The 15,919-nt window shown below is 67.6% G+C and carries 16 protein-coding genes and 1 pseudogene; 7 read left to right on the forward strand and 10 right to left on the reverse strand.

All coding sequences use genetic code 11. The annotated features are described in order from the left end of the window. Positions 1–115 precede the first annotated feature (115 nt). On the forward strand, positions 116–583 hold the full coding sequence (locus JHC79_RS19280) for an SRPBCC family protein (RefSeq protein ID WP_296389759.1): 468 nt from the start codon (positions 116–118) through the stop codon (positions 581–583). Between the two features lie 18 nt (positions 584–601). Here the strand turns inward: JHC79_RS19280 and JHC79_RS19285 are convergent, their stop codons facing one another. Both JHC79_RS19285 and JHC79_RS19290 read right to left on the reverse strand, forming a co-directional pair. Continuing rightward, positions 602–1,486 carry a universal stress protein gene (locus JHC79_RS19285; protein ID WP_296389758.1) on the reverse strand — a complete coding sequence of 295 codons (885 nt, stop codon included), beginning with the start codon at positions 1,484–1,486 and terminating at the stop codon, positions 602–604. Beyond that, positions 1,476–2,990, reverse strand: a complete 1,515-nt coding sequence (locus JHC79_RS19290) for an APC family permease (RefSeq protein ID WP_296389757.1) — start codon at positions 2,988–2,990, stop codon at positions 1,476–1,478. Before JHC79_RS19290 ends, JHC79_RS19285 begins: the two co-directional genes overlap by 11 nt. Positions 2,991–3,146: 156 nt before the next feature. Here JHC79_RS19290 and JHC79_RS19295 point away from each other — a divergent pair, with 156 nt between their 5' ends. Next, the gene (locus JHC79_RS19295; protein WP_296389756.1) at positions 3,147–3,785 is read left to right on the forward strand and encodes a DedA family protein; all 639 of its coding nucleotides are present in this window, start codon (positions 3,147–3,149) and stop codon (positions 3,783–3,785) included. On the opposite strand, the gene JHC79_RS19300 is transcribed toward JHC79_RS19295, so the two are convergent. Together JHC79_RS19300 and JHC79_RS19305 are read right to left on the reverse strand one after the other, a co-directional pair. Further along, positions 3,776–4,891 carry an alcohol dehydrogenase catalytic domain-containing protein gene (locus tag JHC79_RS19300; RefSeq protein WP_296389755.1) on the reverse strand — a complete coding sequence of 372 codons (1,116 nt, stop codon included), beginning with the start codon at positions 4,889–4,891 and terminating at the stop codon, positions 3,776–3,778. The genes JHC79_RS19295 and JHC79_RS19300 overlap by 10 nt on opposite strands. Further along, the gene (locus tag JHC79_RS19305; RefSeq protein WP_296389788.1) at positions 4,888–5,322 is read right to left on the reverse strand and encodes a thioesterase family protein; all 435 of its coding nucleotides are present in this window, start codon (positions 5,320–5,322) and stop codon (positions 4,888–4,890) included. The genes JHC79_RS19300 and JHC79_RS19305 overlap by 4 nt, the downstream gene beginning before the upstream one ends. A gap of 87 nt (positions 5,323–5,409) precedes the next feature. Here JHC79_RS19305 and JHC79_RS19310 point away from each other — a divergent pair, with 87 nt between their 5' ends. After that, a complete protein-coding gene (locus JHC79_RS19310) occupies positions 5,410–6,345 on the forward strand; it encodes a CoA ester lyase (RefSeq protein ID WP_296389754.1) in 936 nt (311 codons plus the stop codon). On the opposite strand, the gene JHC79_RS19315 is transcribed toward JHC79_RS19310, so the two are convergent. Next, on the reverse strand, positions 6,339–7,598 hold the full coding sequence (locus JHC79_RS19315; RefSeq protein WP_296389753.1) for a glycoside hydrolase family 27 protein: 1,260 nt from the start codon (positions 7,596–7,598) through the stop codon (positions 6,339–6,341). The two genes, JHC79_RS19310 and JHC79_RS19315, sit on opposite strands and share 7 nt — an antisense overlap. Positions 7,599–7,675: 77 nt before the next feature. Between JHC79_RS19315 and JHC79_RS19320 the strand changes: the two genes are divergently transcribed. Continuing rightward, on the forward strand, positions 7,676–8,650 hold the full coding sequence (locus JHC79_RS19320) for a YihY/virulence factor BrkB family protein (protein ID WP_296389752.1): 975 nt from the start codon (positions 7,676–7,678) through the stop codon (positions 8,648–8,650). Between the two features lie 37 nt (positions 8,651–8,687). Here JHC79_RS19320 and JHC79_RS19325 read toward each other — a convergent pair whose 3' ends face one another. The 4 genes from JHC79_RS19325 to sdhC are packed head-to-tail and all read right to left on the reverse strand — an operon-like array spanning position 8,688 to position 12,141. Then, on the reverse strand, positions 8,688–9,494 hold the full coding sequence (locus JHC79_RS19325; protein WP_296389751.1) for a succinate dehydrogenase iron-sulfur subunit: 807 nt from the start codon (positions 9,492–9,494) through the stop codon (positions 8,688–8,690). Further along, positions 9,494–11,248, reverse strand: a complete 1,755-nt coding sequence (gene sdhA, locus JHC79_RS19330) for a succinate dehydrogenase flavoprotein subunit (RefSeq protein WP_296389750.1) — start codon at positions 11,246–11,248, stop codon at positions 9,494–9,496. The genes JHC79_RS19325 and sdhA overlap by 1 nt, the downstream gene beginning before the upstream one ends. A 29-nt stretch (positions 11,249–11,277) precedes the next feature. Next, a complete protein-coding gene (locus JHC79_RS19335; protein WP_296389749.1) occupies positions 11,278–11,724 on the reverse strand; it encodes a succinate dehydrogenase hydrophobic membrane anchor subunit in 447 nt (148 codons plus the stop codon). Positions 11,725–11,736: 12 nt separating this feature from the next. Continuing rightward, a complete protein-coding gene (gene sdhC, locus JHC79_RS19340) occupies positions 11,737–12,141 on the reverse strand; it encodes a succinate dehydrogenase, cytochrome b556 subunit (RefSeq protein ID WP_188490732.1) in 405 nt (134 codons plus the stop codon). Positions 12,142–12,361: 220 nt separating this feature from the next. Here sdhC and JHC79_RS19345 point away from each other — a divergent pair, with 220 nt between their 5' ends. The 3 genes from JHC79_RS19345 to JHC79_RS19355 are packed head-to-tail and all read left to right on the forward strand — an operon-like array spanning position 12,362 to position 15,212. Then, positions 12,362–12,775: a cytidine deaminase gene (locus tag JHC79_RS19345; RefSeq protein ID WP_296389748.1), complete on the forward strand. Its 414-nt coding sequence runs from the start codon at positions 12,362–12,364 to the stop codon at positions 12,773–12,775. Then, positions 12,772–14,088 carry a thymidine phosphorylase gene (locus tag JHC79_RS19350; protein WP_296389747.1) on the forward strand — a complete coding sequence of 439 codons (1,317 nt, stop codon included), beginning with the start codon at positions 12,772–12,774 and terminating at the stop codon, positions 14,086–14,088. The genes JHC79_RS19345 and JHC79_RS19350 overlap by 4 nt, the downstream gene beginning before the upstream one ends. Then, complete coding sequence (locus JHC79_RS19355; RefSeq protein ID WP_296389746.1) at positions 14,085–15,212, forward strand: adenosine deaminase; 1,128 nt, start codon at positions 14,085–14,087, stop codon at positions 15,210–15,212. The genes JHC79_RS19350 and JHC79_RS19355 overlap by 4 nt, the downstream gene beginning before the upstream one ends. A 68-nt stretch (positions 15,213–15,280) precedes the next feature. Here the strand turns inward: JHC79_RS19355 and JHC79_RS19360 are convergent. Continuing rightward, a pseudogene (locus tag JHC79_RS19360) lies at positions 15,281–15,919 on the reverse strand (primosomal protein); the annotation flags it as partial.

Genomic DNA, 15,919 nt, shown 5'->3' on the forward strand with positions numbered 1-15,919 from the left:
TTGACCGCTCCGCGATCGGATTCGACAGTTGACCGCTCCGCGATCGGATTCGACAGTTGACCGCTCCGCGATCGGATTCGACATCTGAATGTCGCCATCGCGTACCGTGGATCACATGAGCAATCAGACGAGTATCACGGTCGAGCGTCTCATCGACGCGTCCGCGAAGGACATCTTCGAGATCCTGTCCAACCCGAAACGCCACGTCGAACTCGACGGCTCCGGTTTCGTCCGCGGGGACGAGAACGGCGAGCGGATCAGCAAGGTCGGCGACGTGTTCACCATGAACATGGACGGCCCGCACATGGGCGGCGAGTACAAGACCGACAACCACGTCAGCGGCTACGCCCACGACAAGTTGCTCGCGTGGAAGACCGCCCCCGCGGGCACCGAGCCTCCCGGGTGGGAGTGGCTGTGGGAGCTCGAGCCCCAGGGGCCCGACGCAACGCTGGTGCGCCAGACCTACGACTGGTCGAACGTGACCGACAAGGAACTGCTGAAGCAGATCTCCTTCCCGCTGGTCAGCGAGAAAGATCTCGAGGACAGCCTCGGACGTCTCGCTGCGGCGACCACGGGCGCATAGCGCCCCGCCGCCGGGAACTCATACGCCCGACTTCGGGACCACGATGATCGGCGCGGTGGTGCCGCGCAGGATGCGTGCGGCGGTGGATCCGAGGAACGCGCGGCTGGGCGGTCCGAGTCGGGCCGAGCCGACCGCGACGATGTCACCCTCGGTCCAGCGCAGCATCTCCATCGCCTCGTCGAGCGTGTCACCCTCGGCGACAACGGATTCGATCTTCTGCGTCGTCTCGGCGCCGTCGCGCGCCTCGTCGAGGATCGCCGTCGCCGCCGCGACGTGGCGTGCACGGGTCTGTGCCGAGGTCTCCGAGTCGGCCAGCGGCCCGTCGTCCAACGACACCAGTGACACCAGGCGGATCGACATCCCCGCCTCCTCGGCCAGGGACAGTGCGAACGGCAGCGGGTTGTCGCCGCGGGTCGTCGTGGGCACCGCCACGGTGACCGACGTCAGCGGGACGTCCGCGCGGTCGGAGTAACCCCGCGGGGCCAGAGCGACCGGCAGCGGGGAGCAGTGCACCAGTTCGGAACTGATCGAACCGAGGGTGTGTCGACCGAACAGTCCGTCCCGCGTCCCGCCCACGACGATCATCTCGGCGCCCGTGGCGGCGGCGAAATCGATCAATCCCTCCGTGAACGACTCGGCCACCGGCGCGTGCAGTTCCACGCCGAGGGCCTCGGGTACGAGCTTGGCCCCCTGAGCCAACCACTCCTGCGCCCGGGCGACGAGCATGTCCTGGTACGCCGCGCGGCCGGGAGTGCCGTCGGGTTCCTCGGATCGGACGACGCAGACGAGATCGACCGCGGCGCCGGTTGCCTCGGCCAGCGCGACGGCGAGAGCGACCCCGTCGTCGCCGGACTGCGTGGCGAGATAGCCGACGGTGATTCGGGAGCGGGCGTCAGTAGACATCGGGGACCTTGACCTCGGTGGTTGCGTTGAGGGTCTTGCCGCGGAAGAAGTCCTTGCCGCCGGCGACGCACAGCAGCATCAACGGGATCCCCAGGACCAACATGCCGACTCCGAGGATGAACACCCCGCCGATCCCGCCGAACGAGGTCGACCCGTAATCGGGGGCGATCATGTCGATCGAGCTCTGCACGAACGCCCACGTCATCGCGAGCGCGCCGAGCAGGGGGAACAGTCCGCGCATGAAGAAGTTGCGGGCCGAGGCGAACAACGTCCGGCGGAAGTACCAGACGCACGCGTAGGCGGTGATCCCGTAGTAGAACGCCACGGCCAGGCCCAGTGACGACACGGAGTCGCCGAGGGTGTCCTCGCTGGCGAGGGCCAGGACCAGATAGAAGAACAGGGCCGCCGCGCCCATGACCGCGGTGCCGAACGCCGGTGTCATGTACCGCGGATGCACCCGCGCGAACCGCTGCGGGATCGCCTTGTAGACGGCCATCGACAGGGTGCCGCGAGCGGTCGGCAGGATGGTGGACTGCGTGGACGACAGCGCCGAGATCGACACCGTGAGCAGCAGCAGAGACGACATCACCACGCCGGCGACCGGGTCGCCGAGGATCGTCAGGACGTCGTCGGTGTTGTCCGGGTTGTTGAGGCCGATGCCGGTGTCGCCGAAGCCTGCGAACGACTGCACGGCGTAGGCCACCAGGACGTACGTGCAGACCAGGATCAGGGTGGTGAGCACCGCGGCACGACCGGGCGTCTTCGTCGCGTCCTTGGTCTCCTCACCGACGGCCAGACACGCATCCCAGCCCCAGTAGATGAAGATGCAGAGAATGATGGCCGCGGCCAGTTCCGAGGAACTGACTCCGCTGGGCCACAACCAGTCCCAGCTCGGGGTGATGGCCTGCGGGCCCGCCTTGTCGAAGCCGACCTTGACCAGTGCGATCACGCTGGCGACGATCAGGACACCGAACTGCACGGCGATCAGGACGTTCTGCATACGTTCGCTGATCAGGATGCCGCGGATGCTGACCCACGTCATCGCGATGATGAAGATGCAGCCCACGCCGACCTTGACGAGCAGGTTGTCGGCCAGCGACTCGAGTCCGAGGAACTTGAACATGTAGATGGCCGCGATCTCGGCCACGTTGGCCAGCACGATGATCGCCGAGACCGCGAGGCCCCACCCGCCCATCCAGCCGATCCAGGGCCCGAACGCCTTGGTCGCCCACGTGAACGTGGTGCCGCAGTCGGGGGTGTCCTCACCGAGTTCGCGATAGGCGAAGGCGATGAGCAACATCGGGATGAAGGCGAGGACGAACATCGCCGGGGCTTTGGTCCCCACCTCGGCGACGACGTACCCCAGGGTGGCGGCGAGGCTGTAGGCCGGTGCGACCGCCGACAGCCCGATCACCACGTTCCCGACGAGCCCCAGGGATCCCGCTCGGAGTCCTTTGTCGGACGACGGTGCCGGCAGCATGGACACCGGCTTTGATACGGCCATGGGCCGACACTACGATTTCCGCACCCAGTCCGCGCTCGAACGACGGATTTGTTTTCGATGCGGTAACACGGCGACTGATTCAGTCGTTTTTACCCGCGCTAACCGCCGGTCGGCTCGATCAACCGTGCCGCACCATGGTGCGGCTATCGTCAACGGGTGATCGATGCACTGGTCGAATGGCTCCTGGACCTCCCGCCGTGGGTGGCTCTCCTGATGGCCTTCGCGTTCCCCGCACTCGAGGCCTCGATCTTCATCGGTGTGGTGGTGCCCGGTGAGATCGCTGTGCTCATCGCCGGCGTGATCGCCAACGGCGGTCGTCTGGAGCTGTGGCAGGTACTCGTCGCGGCGTGCGCGGGCGCGGTCATCGGTGACTTCGTGGGGTTCGAGGTGGGTCGCCGATGGGGCGCGGCTCTGCTCGAGAGACTCCCGAAGCGACTGGTCAAACCCGAACACGTCGAGCGCGGGCGGGAGGCGTTGCGCAAACGCGGCGCCGTGGCGGTGCTGTTCGGTCGGTGGATCGCTGCGCTGCGCGCTCTCATCCCCGGTCTCGCGGGCATGTCCGACGTCCGGCTGCGCACTTTCGTCATCGCCAATGCGATCGGCGGCACCATCTGGGCGTGCGTCGTCGGGTCGTTGGGCTACATCGCGGGTAAGTCGTACAAGACCGTCGAGAAGGATCTCGGTTACACGTCGTACGTCTTCATCGGGCTGTTCGTCGTCGCGATCATCGCGCTGGTGATCCGCAATCGCATCAAGAAGAACCGCACACCGGCAGCCGCGCTCGATCAGTCCTGATCGAAGACGATCACCTGGCGGATGGCGGCCCCGTCGGCCAGCGAGTCCATGGCCGCGTTGATGTCACCCAGCGCGATGCGCGAGGAGATGAGCTGTTCCACCGGCAGTCGGCCCTCACGCCACAACTGCTCGTAGATCGGTATGTCGCGGCTGGGCACGGCCGACCCCAGATAGCTCCCGACGATCGTGCGGGCCTGTGCGGTCAGCCCCAGCGGCGAGATCGACGAGCGGGCGTCGGGTGCGGGCAGACCCACGGTCACGGTGATCCCACCCGCCGCGGTCGCCGCGACCGCGGTCTCGAAGGCCCGCGCGTTGCCCGCCGCCTCGATGACCACCGCGGCGGTGATGCCCTGATCGACCAGTTCAGCCGGCGTGTACACCGCCGACGCTCCCGCCGCGGTGGCCGCGGCGAGCTTCTCCGGCAGCGAGTCGACGGCGATGACGTCCCCGGTTCCCAGGGACACCGCGGTCAGCACCGCTGCCATCCCGACGCCCCCGAGCCCGATCACCATCACCGTGTCACCCGGTGACGGTTTACCCGCGTTGATCACCGCGCCGCCGCCGGTGAGCACCGCGCACCCGAGGACCGCAGCCACCTCCGGCGGGACGTCCGCGCCGACGGCGACCGCCGAGCGCCGGTCGACGACGACGTGGGTCGCGAACCCGGACACCCCGAGGTGGTGGAACACCTCGGAGTCGTCGGTGCCGTGCAGCCGCTTGTCACCACCGAGCAGGGTGCCCGCGTTGTTCGCCGCCGATCCGGGTGCGCAGGGTAGGCGCCCGTCGGTGGCGCATTCGGCACACTCGCCGCACCGCGGGAGGAACGCCATCACGACGCGGGTCCCGATCTCGATGTCGTCGACGCCCTCGCCGAGCGACTCGACGATCCCCGCCGCCTCGTGGCCCAACGCCATCGGCAGCGGTCGGGGACGGTTGCCGTCGACCACCGACAGATCCGAGTGGCAGACGCCCGCGGCCTCGATCCGGACGCCGATCTCGCCGGGTCCCGGCTCGTCGAGCTCGAGTGTGGTGACGACGAGCGGCTCGGACTCGGCGTAGGGGCGGGTCCGGCCGGACTCGATCAGGACGGCTGCGTCGATTCTCAACTCGGGTCACCTGTCTGTGCTGTCGTGAGCAGTTCACGGATCGATTCGGGGATACCGACGGGGCGCCGCGAGTCGGTGTCGACGTAGACGTGCACCCAGCTGCCCCGGGCGGCGATCGTGGCGTCGTCCCCCTCGGCGTCGAAAAGGCCCAGATCGTAGGTGACGCTGGAGTTCCCCAGCCGCGCGACGCGGATCCCGACCGTGAGCGCATGGGGGAACTCCACGGAACGGAAGTACTTGCAGCCGGATTCGACGACGACACCCTGCGCGGGCGCGCTGACCGGGTCGATACCGGTGGCGCCGATGATCCATCCGTTGATGGCGGTGTCGAACAGCTGGTAGTAGACGGCGTTGTTGAGGTGGCCGTACATGTCGTTGTCGGCCCAGCGGGTCGTCACCGGCCACAGCACCGGGAAGTCGGCGGCGGTCAGCTCCCGCTCCGACGTCTGCTCTCGCTCTGCCACGTTCGACGCCCCTTCAATTGCTCTGGCCGTCCCGGTGGGAGACGATGGTCGGCGATGAACCCGCCACCGAAAACCGACAGCGATGTCGATGCCGAGGATATCGGCTCGCGCATCGACCCCGTGCTCGCCCGTAGCTGGCTCCTGGTCAACGGTGTGTCGGCCGACCGTTTCCAGGCGGCCGCGCACTCCCGGGCCGACATCGTCGTCCTCGACATCGAGGACGCCGTCGCACCGAAGGACAAGGTCGCCGCCCGCGACAACGTGATCGAGTGGATCGCCGCAGGCAACTCGGACTGGGTTCGCGTCAACGGCTTCGGTACGCCGTGGTGGGCCGACGATCTCGACGCACTGCGTGCGGTCGGGGAGAGCGGTGCCACCGTCGGCGGGGTGATGCTGGCGATGGTCGAGTCGGTCGACCACGTCACCGAGACCGCCAAGAAGCTCCCCGGCGTGCGCATCGTCGCCCTCGTCGAGACCGCACGTGGTCTGGAGCGCATCAGCGAGATCGCCGCGGCCAAGGGAACGTTCCGCCTCGCGTTCGGCATCGGCGACTTCCGCCGCGACACCGGGTTCGGTGATCACCCCGCCACCCTGGCCTACGCACGCTCCCGGTTCACCATCGCCGCCAAGGCCGCGCATCTGCCCAGTGCGATCGACGGACCGACGGTGGGTTCGTCGGCACTCAAGCTCAGCGAGGCGACCGCGGTCAGCTCCGAGTTCGGCATGACCGGCAAGATCTGTCTGGCCCCGGACCAGTGCGCCGCGGTCAACGAGGGGCTGTCACCCTCGCAGGAGGAGATCGCCTGGGCCCGTGAGTTCTTCGCCGAGTTCGAACGCGACGGCGGCGAGATACGTAACGGATCGGATCTCCCGCGCATCGCACGAGCCACGAAGATCGTCGACCTCGCCCGCTCCTACGGCATCGAGATCCACCCGGACCACGACGACCCCGATCACGTCCCGGCACCGTCGGACACCTACCACTACTGATCCGCGCGACCCGGTGAGGTCTCGAACAGGGCGGTGTCGCCGGGGGCGACGGGGATCGACACCCTTCCGTCGGATCCGACCGGGACCACCGCACCGGTCCACACGTCGTGCACCGGTCCGGATGTGCTCGGCGCGAACGACATCGTCGTCGCGGTGGCACCGCGGTTGGTCAAGGACACCGCGCGTCGACCGCTCGTCAGCTCGCGGGTACGCACCGATCCGTCGGCGGCGACCGATGTCGCCGGGCGTGCGGCGGTGTCCTGATCGATCGCCAGGACACCCGGTGTGCGCAGTAGCGCCGCGGTCGCGGCGTCCATGACGGTCAGGTCGTTGCCTGCGACGAGCGGGGCGGCCATCATGGCCCACAAGGCGAGATGCGAGCGTTGCTGTGCCGCGGTCAGATCCGTACCGACGCCGATCTCGAGCATGTCGAGATCACGCCACCGTCCGGCCGAGACCCGGGTGGTGGCGTCGGCGGACGCATCGATGATGTCGGCGACACCCTGGTATCCGCTCGACCCGGTGTCGGTGGTCCACTGCGGGCTGATGTCGTTGGTCAGACGGGTCATGGTCGCGACGCCGCCCCAGTCGTACCGCGCCCCGGGCACCTCGCCGTCACCTGTCACGCCACTGTTCGGGTTGATGCTGTAGACCATCGGCCGCCCGGTGGCCCGGATGGCGTCGCGCATCGCGACGAACGCCCGTTTCTGGTCGGCGAGATCGGAGTTCGCCGAGCACCAGTCGTACTTGACGAAGTCCACGCCCCACGATGCGAACGTGCGCGCGTCGGCCGTCTCGTGGCCTGCGCTGCCGGTCCTGCCCGGATAGGTGCCCGAGAGCTGGGCGCACGTCTGCTCACTCGCCCCGGCGTAGATGCCGAACCGCAGTCCGCGCTCGTGCAGGTAGTCACCGAGTGCGGCCATGCCGGAGGGGAAGCGCTGATACGACGCGGTCAGGGTGCCGTCGGCCGCGCGCTGCGGGGAGTACCAGCAGTCGTCGACGACCACGTACCGATACCCGGCCGCGGCCAGACCCGAGGACACCAACGCGTCGGCCTGGGCCCGGATGGTCGTCTCGTCGATGTCGCACCCGAACGAGTTCCAGCTGTTCCACCCCATCGGCGGGGTCGCCGCGACGCCGGGGATCGCCACGGCTGCGCTGTCGATCTGGGCGCCGGGTGCGGGGGCACAGCCGACGGCCACGCACACCGCTGCGGTCATCGCGATCGCCTGCGCCGCCCGGGATGTCCTCACAGGCCGCGAGTGTAGGCAGCGACCCTGGCAGCTTTCCCCTCGCGACGCTGTGAGGTCGGTGTACTAGCGTTGTGCACATGGTGGCTCGCGTCGATGCGCTGCAACGACGCAATCGCGTCGTCGGCTATGTGATCGGCGTGATCTACAAGTTCATCGACGACCAGGGCGGCTATCTCGCCGCGTTGATCACCTACTACGCGTTCCTGTCGCTGTTCCCGATCCTGCTGTTGGTGACCACGATCCTCGGGTTCCTGCTCGCCGACGACCCGGCCATGCAGGCGAGCCTCCTCGATTCCGCGTTGGGGGAGTTCCCCATCATCGGGGACCAGCTCGGTCAGCCCAGACAGCTCGGAGGTGGGACCGCCGGCGTCGTCATCGGGGTGATCGTGGCGCTCTACGGTGCCTCGGGTATCGGTCAGGCCGCGCAGAACGCCATGAACGTCGTGTGGGCGGTGCCCCGCAACTCACGCCCCAACCCGTTGCTGTCCCGGCTGCACAGTCTGCGGCTGGTGGTCGTGCTGGTGATGGCCCTCGCCGCGACGACCGCGCTGTCGCTGCTCGGGAACTTCTTCGATTCCCTGGGCGCAGTGTCGAACTGGGGCCTGACCATTGCCGCGGTCGTGTTGAACTCGTTCATCTTCTCGCAGGGGTACCGGATCGGTACCGCTCGCTCGCTGCGTCTGCGCGACGTCGCGCCCGGCGCCATCGTGATGGCCGTGGCCTGGCAGCTGCTGCAGAACTTCGGCGCGGTCTACGTCGGCGGCGTGGTGCGCAACGCGAGCGCCACCAACAGCGTCTTCGCCGTCGTCCTCGGCCTGTTGGCCTTCCTCTACCTCACCTCGGCGGCGGTGGTGTTCTGCGCCGAGATCAACGCCGTGTGGGTGAACCGGCTCTTCCCGCGTGCGCTGCTCACCCCGTTCACCGACGCGGTCGACCTCACCAAGGGGGACCGCCGGGCCTACACGCAGCAGGCGAAGGCGCAGCGGGCCAAGGGTTTCGAGCAGATCGTGGTGCGTTTCGACTCCGGCGACGAGAAGACGCCGCGGGACTGATGTCCCACGGCGTCTCGTGTCGTACGGGTGAAGCGGTCTAGCGCGAGAACATCAGTGCGCGCTTGACCTCCTGGATGGCCTGCGTGACCTGGATGCCGCGAGGGCACGCGTCGGTGCAGTTGAAGGTGGTGCGGCAGCGCCACACACCGTCGACCTCGTTGAGGATGTCGAGACGCTCGGCGGCACCCTCGTCACGGCTGTCGAAGATGAAGCGGTGCGCGTTGACGATGGCCGCGGGGCCGAAGTAGCTGCCCTCGTTCCAGAACACCGGGCAACTCGTGGTGCAGCACGCACACAGGATGCACTTGGTGGTGTCGTCGAACCGGGCGCGGTCGGTCTGGCTCTGGATGCGCTCACGGGTCGGCTCGTTGCCGCTGGTCATCAGGAAGGGCTTGACCTTGCGGTACGCGTCGAAGAACGGCTCCATGTCGACGACGAGATCCTTCTCGACGGGGAGACCCTTGATGGGCTCCACCGTGATGGTGATCTCCTTGTCCTTGACCGAGCCGTCCTTGTTCTTGGGCAGCAGGTCCTTCATCAGCAGCTTGCAGGCCAGACGGTTGACACCGTTGACACGCATCGCGTCGCTGCCACACACACCGTGTGCGCAGCTACGGCGGAAGGTAAGCGTGCCGTCGAGGTAGCCCTTGACGTAGAGCAGCAGGTTCAGGAGCCGATCGGTGTCCAGTGCGGGGACGCGGAAACTCTCCCAGCCCTGCGCGTCAGGATCCTCCGGGTTGAACCGGGCGATCTTGAGGGTGACCATCGTCGCCTCGTCGGGGACGGGGGGCAACGGCGGATCATCGGTCCGCGGATCACGTGCGATGTCGGGGGCGGTGGTCATCAGTACTTGCGCTCCATCGGCTCGTAACGGGTCTGCACGACGGGCTTCCAGCCCAGTTCGATGTCGGAGAGGAGCTCGGTGCCCTTCTTGTACGCCATCGTGTGCCGCATGTAGTTCGTGTCGTCGCGGTCGGGGTAGTCCTCGCGGGCGTGTCCGCCGCGGGACTCCTTGCGGTTGAGGGCTCCGACCACGGTGACCTCGGCCATCTCCAGGAGGAAGCCGAGCTCGATGGCCTCCAGCAGATCGCTGTTGAACCGGGTTCCCTTGTCGTGCACGCGGATGTGGTTGTAGCGCTCCTTGAGCGCGTGCACATCGGTGAGGGCCTGCTTGAGGGTCTCCTCGGTGCGGAACACCGAAGCGTTGGCGTCCATCGACGCCTGCAGCTCGGTACGGATGTCGGCGACGCGCTCGTGGCCGTGCTCGGAGAGCACCAACTCGAGCCACTCGTCGACCATCTTGGTGGGGGTCTCGGGCAGCTCGACGAACTCGGCCGACGTCGCGTAGTCGGCGGCCGCGATGCCGGCACGACGGCCGAACACGTTGATGTCGAGCAGCGAGTTGGTGCCGAGGCGGTTCGAGCCGTGCACCGACACGCAGGCACACTCGCCGGCGGCGTAGAGCCCCTTGACGACGGTGTCGGCGTCGGCGAGGACCTCGCCGTGGATGTTGGTCGGGATGCCGCCCATGACGTAGTGGCAGGTGGGGAACACCGGCACGTACTCGGTCACCGGGTCGACACCGAGGTAGGTGCGGGCGAACTCGGTGATGTCGGGGAGCTTCTCCTCGAGCACCTCGGCACCCAGGTGGGTGACGTCGATGTAGACGTAGTCCTTGTTGGGTCCGGCGCCGCGACCCTCGAGCACCTCGAGCACCATCGAGCGCGCGACGATGTCACGCGGCGCGAGGTCCTTGATGGTGGGGGCGTAGCGCTCCATGAACCGCTCGCCGTCGGCGTTGCGCAGGATCCCGCCCTCGCCGCGGACGGCCTCGGAGATCAGGATGCCCAGGCCGGCCAGGCCGGTCGGGTGGAACTGGTGGAACTCCATGTCCTCGAGCGGCAGGCCCTTGCGGAACACGATGCCCATGCCGTCGCCGGTCAGGGTGTGCGCGTTCGAGGTGGTCTTGAACATGCGTCCCGAGCCGCCGGTCGCGAAGACGATCGACTTGGCGTGGAAGACGTGGATCTCGCCGGTGGCGAGCTCGTAGGCCACGATGCCGGTGGCGACCTGCTCGCCGGCCTCGTTCTCGCTCAGGCACAGGTCGAGTGCGTAGAACTCGTTGAAGAACTCGACGTCGTGCTTGACGCAGTTCTGATAGAGCGTCTGCAGGATCATGTGGCCGGTGCGATCGGCGGCGTAACACGCACGGCGGACCGGGCTCTTGCCGTGGTCCCGTGTGTGTCCGCCGAAGCGACGCTGGTCGATCTTGCCCTCAGGGGTGCGGTTGAACGGCAGCCCCATCTTCTCGAGGTCGAGGACGGCGTCGATGGCCTCCTTGCACATGATCTCGACCGCGTCCTGGTCGGCGAGGTAGTCGCCGCCCTTGACGGTGTCGAAGGTGTGCCACTCCCAGTTGTCCTCTTCGACGTTGGCCAGCGCGGCGCACATGCCGCCCTGAGCCGCGCCGGTGTGGCTGCGGGTGGGGTAGAGCTTGGTGAGCACGGCGGTGCGGGCGCGGGGTCCGGCCTCGATGGCTGCGCGCATCCCTGCTCCACCGGCGCCGACGATCAACACGTCGTAGCGATGTTCCTGCATGTGGTGTTCTCCTCCGGAGCTGGGCGTGTTTAGTTCGAGTTGAACGTGAGGATCGCGTACGTACCGAGGCCCACGGTCAGGATCATCGACAGCGCGAGAACCACGTTGAGCCAGAAGCGCGTGGAGTCCTTACGCGAGTAGTCCGCGATCACGGTGCGTACGCCGTTGCCGCCGTGCAGCTGGGCGAGCCAGAGCATGGTGAGATCCCAGACCTGCCAGAACGGCTGTCCCCAGCGCTGCGCGACGAACGCCGAGTCGATCCGGTGCACGCCGTTGTCGAGGGTCAACATGATCGTCATGTGACCCAGCGTGAGGATGATGAGCGCGAGTCCGGAGAAGCGCATGAACAGCCATGCGTTCTTCTCGAAGTTGCCGCCCTTGGGGCGGCGCGGGGACCGGGGGTTGTCCAGGCTCGCCGGGCGGTCGTGGGCGGTGCCGACGGTCTTGGCGATGTTGGGTGCTTGTGAAGTGGTCATCGTCGCGAGCCTCTACAGGTTGTGGATCAGCAGCTGGAGCATCCGGATCGCGCCGGCGGCGAAGACGATCACGAAGACGCTGAGAATGGTCCAGAGCATCTGACGCTGGTACTTCGGACCCTTGGACCAGAAGTCGATCAGGATGATCCGCACGCCGTTGAGTGCGTGGTAGAGCACGCAGGCGACGAGACCGATCTCCATCAGACCGATGATCGGCGTCTTGTACGTGTCGATGATCTTGTCGTACGTGTCCGGGTTGACGCGGATCATCGCGGTGTCCAGGACGTGGACGAAGAGGAAGAAGAAAATCGATACGCCGGTGATGCGGTGGAGGACCCACGACCACATCCCCGGGTCCCCGCGGTACAGGGAACGGCGGCGCACCGGATCTGGCGCGACCTCGGTTTGAGTACTCATCAGGGAAGGGCCTCCAACAACGTCGATGGATGCGGTGAGCCAGCGTTCTTCCGGCTCGGACATGCCTACCTCAACGACTTTAAACCTATGCTGAGCGTTGCAAGAACCGGCCCGAGTTCTCGATCGGTACCAGTTCTCGCGAATTAGGTTTGCCTTACATCACTTCCAACGCAGCTCAGTGCGGGTGTCGTCGGATCCCCGTGCGGGAGGAGACGCCGGTATGTCGCCCTCGATCGACTGGAACCTGTTGCGCGCCAAGGCAACAGAGATCATGGGCCATGCATATGCGCCCTACTCCGACTTTCCGGTGGGGGCTGCCGCCCTGGTCGACGATGGACGGATAGTCCTCGGATGCAATGTGGAGAATGTCTCATACGGCCTCGGCCTGTGCGCCGAGTGTTCGCTGGCAGGAGATCTGCAGCGCACCGGTGGGGGTCGCCTGCTGGCCCTCGCGGTGACCGATCGGCGGGGCCTCGCGCTGATGCCGTGCGGCCGGTGTCGGCAGATCCTCTTCGAGCACGGTGGGCCGGAGCTGCTGATCGACCACCGCGACGGTCCGCTGCTGCTCTCGGAGCTCCTGCCGCACGCATTCGGTCCCGACGACATCGCCGCCGCTCGGGGCGTCGACGCGTGAGCACTCACGACGCGGTGTCGGTGATCGCCGCCAAGCGGGACGGCCACGCGCTGTCCGACTCCCAGATCGACTGGGTCGTCGACGCCTTCACCACCGGGGCCGTGGCCGACGAGCAGATGTCGGCACTGGCCATGGCGATCGTCCTGCGCGGGATGGATCGACACGAGATCGCCCGGTGGACCCAGGCGATGATCGCCTCCGGCGAGCGCATGGACTTCGGTGCGCTGCGACGCGACGGTCGCCCGCTGCGGACGGTCGACAAACACTCGACCGGCGGTGTGGGAGACAAGATCACGCTGCCGCTCGCACCGTTGGTCGCGTCGTACGGCCTTGCGGTGCCGCAGCTGTCCGGCCGTGGGCTCGGCCACACCGGCGGCACGCTGGACAAGCTGGAGTCGATCCCGGGGTGGCGCGCCGATGTCGGTGCCGCCGAGATGATGACCCAGCTCGCCGAGGTCGGGGCGATCGTCTGCGCCGCCGGATCCGGCCTGGCCCCCGCCGACAAGCGGCTCTACGCCCTGCGAGATGTCACCGCCACCGTGGAGTCGATCCCCCTGATCGCGTCGTCGATCATGAGCAAGAAGATCGCCGAGGGCACCGCCGCGCTGGTCCTCGACGTCAAGGTCGGCAGCGGCGCGTTCATGAAATCAATCGACGACGCGCGAGAACTGGCCGAGACCATGGTCGCGCTCGGTGCCGACGCCGGCGTCGAGACCGTCGCTCTGGTCACCGCGATGTCGACGCCACTGGGACTCACGGCGGGCAACGCCGTCGAGGTGGAGGAGTCGATCGAGGTCCTCGCCGGCGGCGGTCCCGGCGACGTGGTGGAACTGACGCTCGCGCTGGCGGCCGAGATGCTCGCTGCCGGCGGGGTCGACGCCGACCCCGCGACCAACCTGGCCAACGGCCGCGCCATGGACAGCTGGCGGGCGATGATCGCCGCGCAGGGCGGTGATCCCGACGCGCCGCTGCCCCGGGCCGATCACCAGGAGACGATCACCGCCGAGCGCGACGGGGTCGTCTCGCGGCTCGATGCCATGGGCGTCGGGGTGGCCGCCTGGCGTCTCGGTGCCGGGCGGGCGCGTCAGGGCGAGGCAGTCCAACACGAGGCCGGGGTCCGATGGCATGCCCGCCCCGGCGATCGCGTCCGCGCGGGCGATCTGCTGTTCACGCTGTCGACGCAGACGCCCGAGCGGTTCGGCGCGGCGCGCGAGGCGCTGGCCGACGCGGTCACCATCGTCGACGACACGGGCGACGGTGTGAGCGATCTGGCGGGGCCTCTGATCCTCGATCGCGTTACCGTCGGAACATGACCGATCCTCGTGACGTGGCGCCCCTCGATCCCGGTGCACTCCGGCTGGCGCCGAAAGTGTTGCTGCACGACCACCTCGACGGTGGGCTCCGCCCGGCGACCGTCCTCGACCTCGCCCGCGAGGTGGGCTACGGGGACCTGCCCGCCGACGACGCGGACTCGCTGGCCCGCTGGTTCCGGGAGTCGGCCGACAGCGGATCGTTGGTGCGCTACCTCGAGACCTTCACCCACACCGTGGCGGTCATGCAGACCGCGCCCGCGCTGGCACGGGTGGCACGCGAATGCGCGGAGGATCTCGCCGACGACGGCGTGGTCTACGCCGAGGTGCGCTTCGCCCCCGAACAACACCTCACCGCGGGACTGTCACTCGACGAGGTCGTCGAGGCGGTGCTCGACGGCTTCGCCGAGGGCGTGAGCGTCGCCGCGGAGGCCGGCCGGACGATCGTCATGCGCTGCCTGGTGACCGCCATGCGCCATGCGGCCCGGTCGCGGGAGATCGCGGAGCTGGCCGTCCGGTTCCGACACCGCGGCGTGGTCGGCTTCGACATCGCCGGTGCCGAGGCCGGTTATCCCCCGAGCCGTCACCTCGACGCCTTCGAGTACATGCGCGCCAACAACGCGCCGTTCACCATCCACGCGGGCGAGGCCTTCGGATTGCCGTCGATCCACGAGGCCATCAGCTTCTGCGGCACCGACCGGCTCGGTCACGGGGTGCGGGTCATCGACGACATCTCGCTGCCCGCGGGAACCGATCTCGCCGCCCACGCCTTCGCCGGCGCCGAACTCGGTGACGTCGCGAACTACGTTCGCGACAAACGGATCCCGCTCGAGCTGTGTCCGAGCTCGAACGTGCAGACCGGTGCGGTGGCGAGTATCGCCGACCATCCGTTCAACGTGCTCGCGCGGTTGCGTTTCCGGGTGACGGTCAACACCGACAACCGTCTGATGAGCGACACGTCGATGAGCAAGGAATTCGTCACGCTGCACGATCAGTTCGGCTACGGCTGGGCCGATTTCGAACGTTTCACGGTCAACGCGATGAAGTCGGCGTTCGTGCACTTCGACGAGCGGCTCGCCCTCATCGACGACGTGATCAAGCCGGGGTACGCCGTCCTGATCGGGTGACGGGGCAAATCTACTTCTTGGTGAGGCGGCCTTCTAGTTCGTGGACGAGTGCACGCCACGCCTCGGCTCTATTTTTTGGTCAGGCGCGTCTCTAGTTCGTGGACAAGTGCACGCCACGCCTCGGACTCGTTGTCGAACGGCCCGCTGGGCGCGAGCCGCTTCGGGTCGGGGTTGACGGCGTAACTGACGAAGAAGCCCAGCGGGGTCGTCGACCCGAGAGCCTCGCTCACCGAGTCGTCGTCCGCGAAATCGGCTGCGTCGTTGAGCAACTCGACGGCGAGCTCCAACTGCTTGCGGTCGATGCGGCGAGGTCCGTCGGCGATGTCGGCCGCCAACCCGGGCAGGACGTAGACGTTCTCTTCGAACACGTCGACCTCCAGCGACCCGTCGGTGGCCGCCACCCGGACCTCCTCGAACGTGCTCACCTCGGACAGTTCGTGGTCGTCGTGGTCGGCGATGAAGCGGGTCAGCGCGCGCTCGGAGGTGAAGACGAAGATCTTCCCGTTGCGGCCCAGGAAGATCGGGTCATCTCCGAGGTAGCAGCGGAGCGTGAGGTACTCGGCGGCGTCGGTGACGATCCGGATGGGGTCGATGCCGACACCGGCCCAGAAGTCGTCCTCGAGATCGTCGGCGTCGGCGTCGTCGTCATCGTCGTCATCGTCATCGTCGGTGTCGTCCGCGTCGGTCGGCGTGGACTCGGTTCCGGT

Source organism: Williamsia sp. (genome assembly GCF_016462415.1).
In the GTDB taxonomy this organism is placed as follows: domain Bacteria; phylum Actinomycetota; class Actinomycetes; order Mycobacteriales; family Mycobacteriaceae; genus Williamsia_A.

Coding starts and splice junctions, on each gene's coding strand:
- JHC79_RS19280 (WP_296389759.1), top strand. CDS start 116: ATGAGCAATCAGACGAGTATCACGGTCGAGCGTCTCATCGACGCGTCC.
- JHC79_RS19285 (WP_296389758.1), bottom strand. CDS start 1,486: ATGTCTACTGACGCCCGCTCCCGAATCACCGTCGGCTATCTCGCCACG.
- JHC79_RS19290 (WP_296389757.1), bottom strand. CDS start 2,990: ATGGCCGTATCAAAGCCGGTGTCCATGCTGCCGGCACCGTCGTCCGAC.
- JHC79_RS19310 (WP_296389754.1), top strand. CDS start 5,410: ATGAACCCGCCACCGAAAACCGACAGCGATGTCGATGCCGAGGATATC.
- JHC79_RS19320 (WP_296389752.1), top strand. CDS start 7,676: ATGGTGGCTCGCGTCGATGCGCTGCAACGACGCAATCGCGTCGTCGGC.
- JHC79_RS19325 (WP_296389751.1), bottom strand. CDS start 9,494: ATGACCACCGCCCCCGACATCGCACGTGATCCGCGGACCGATGATCCG.
- sdhA (WP_296389750.1), bottom strand. CDS start 11,248: ATGCAGGAACATCGCTACGACGTGTTGATCGTCGGCGCCGGTGGAGCA.
- JHC79_RS19335 (WP_296389749.1), bottom strand. CDS start 11,724: ATGACCACTTCACAAGCACCCAACATCGCCAAGACCGTCGGCACCGCC.
- sdhC (WP_188490732.1), bottom strand. CDS start 12,141: ATGAGTACTCAAACCGAGGTCGCGCCAGATCCGGTGCGCCGCCGTTCC.
- JHC79_RS19345 (WP_296389748.1), top strand. CDS start 12,362: ATGTCGCCCTCGATCGACTGGAACCTGTTGCGCGCCAAGGCAACAGAG.
- JHC79_RS19355 (WP_296389746.1), top strand. CDS start 14,085: ATGACCGATCCTCGTGACGTGGCGCCCCTCGATCCCGGTGCACTCCGG.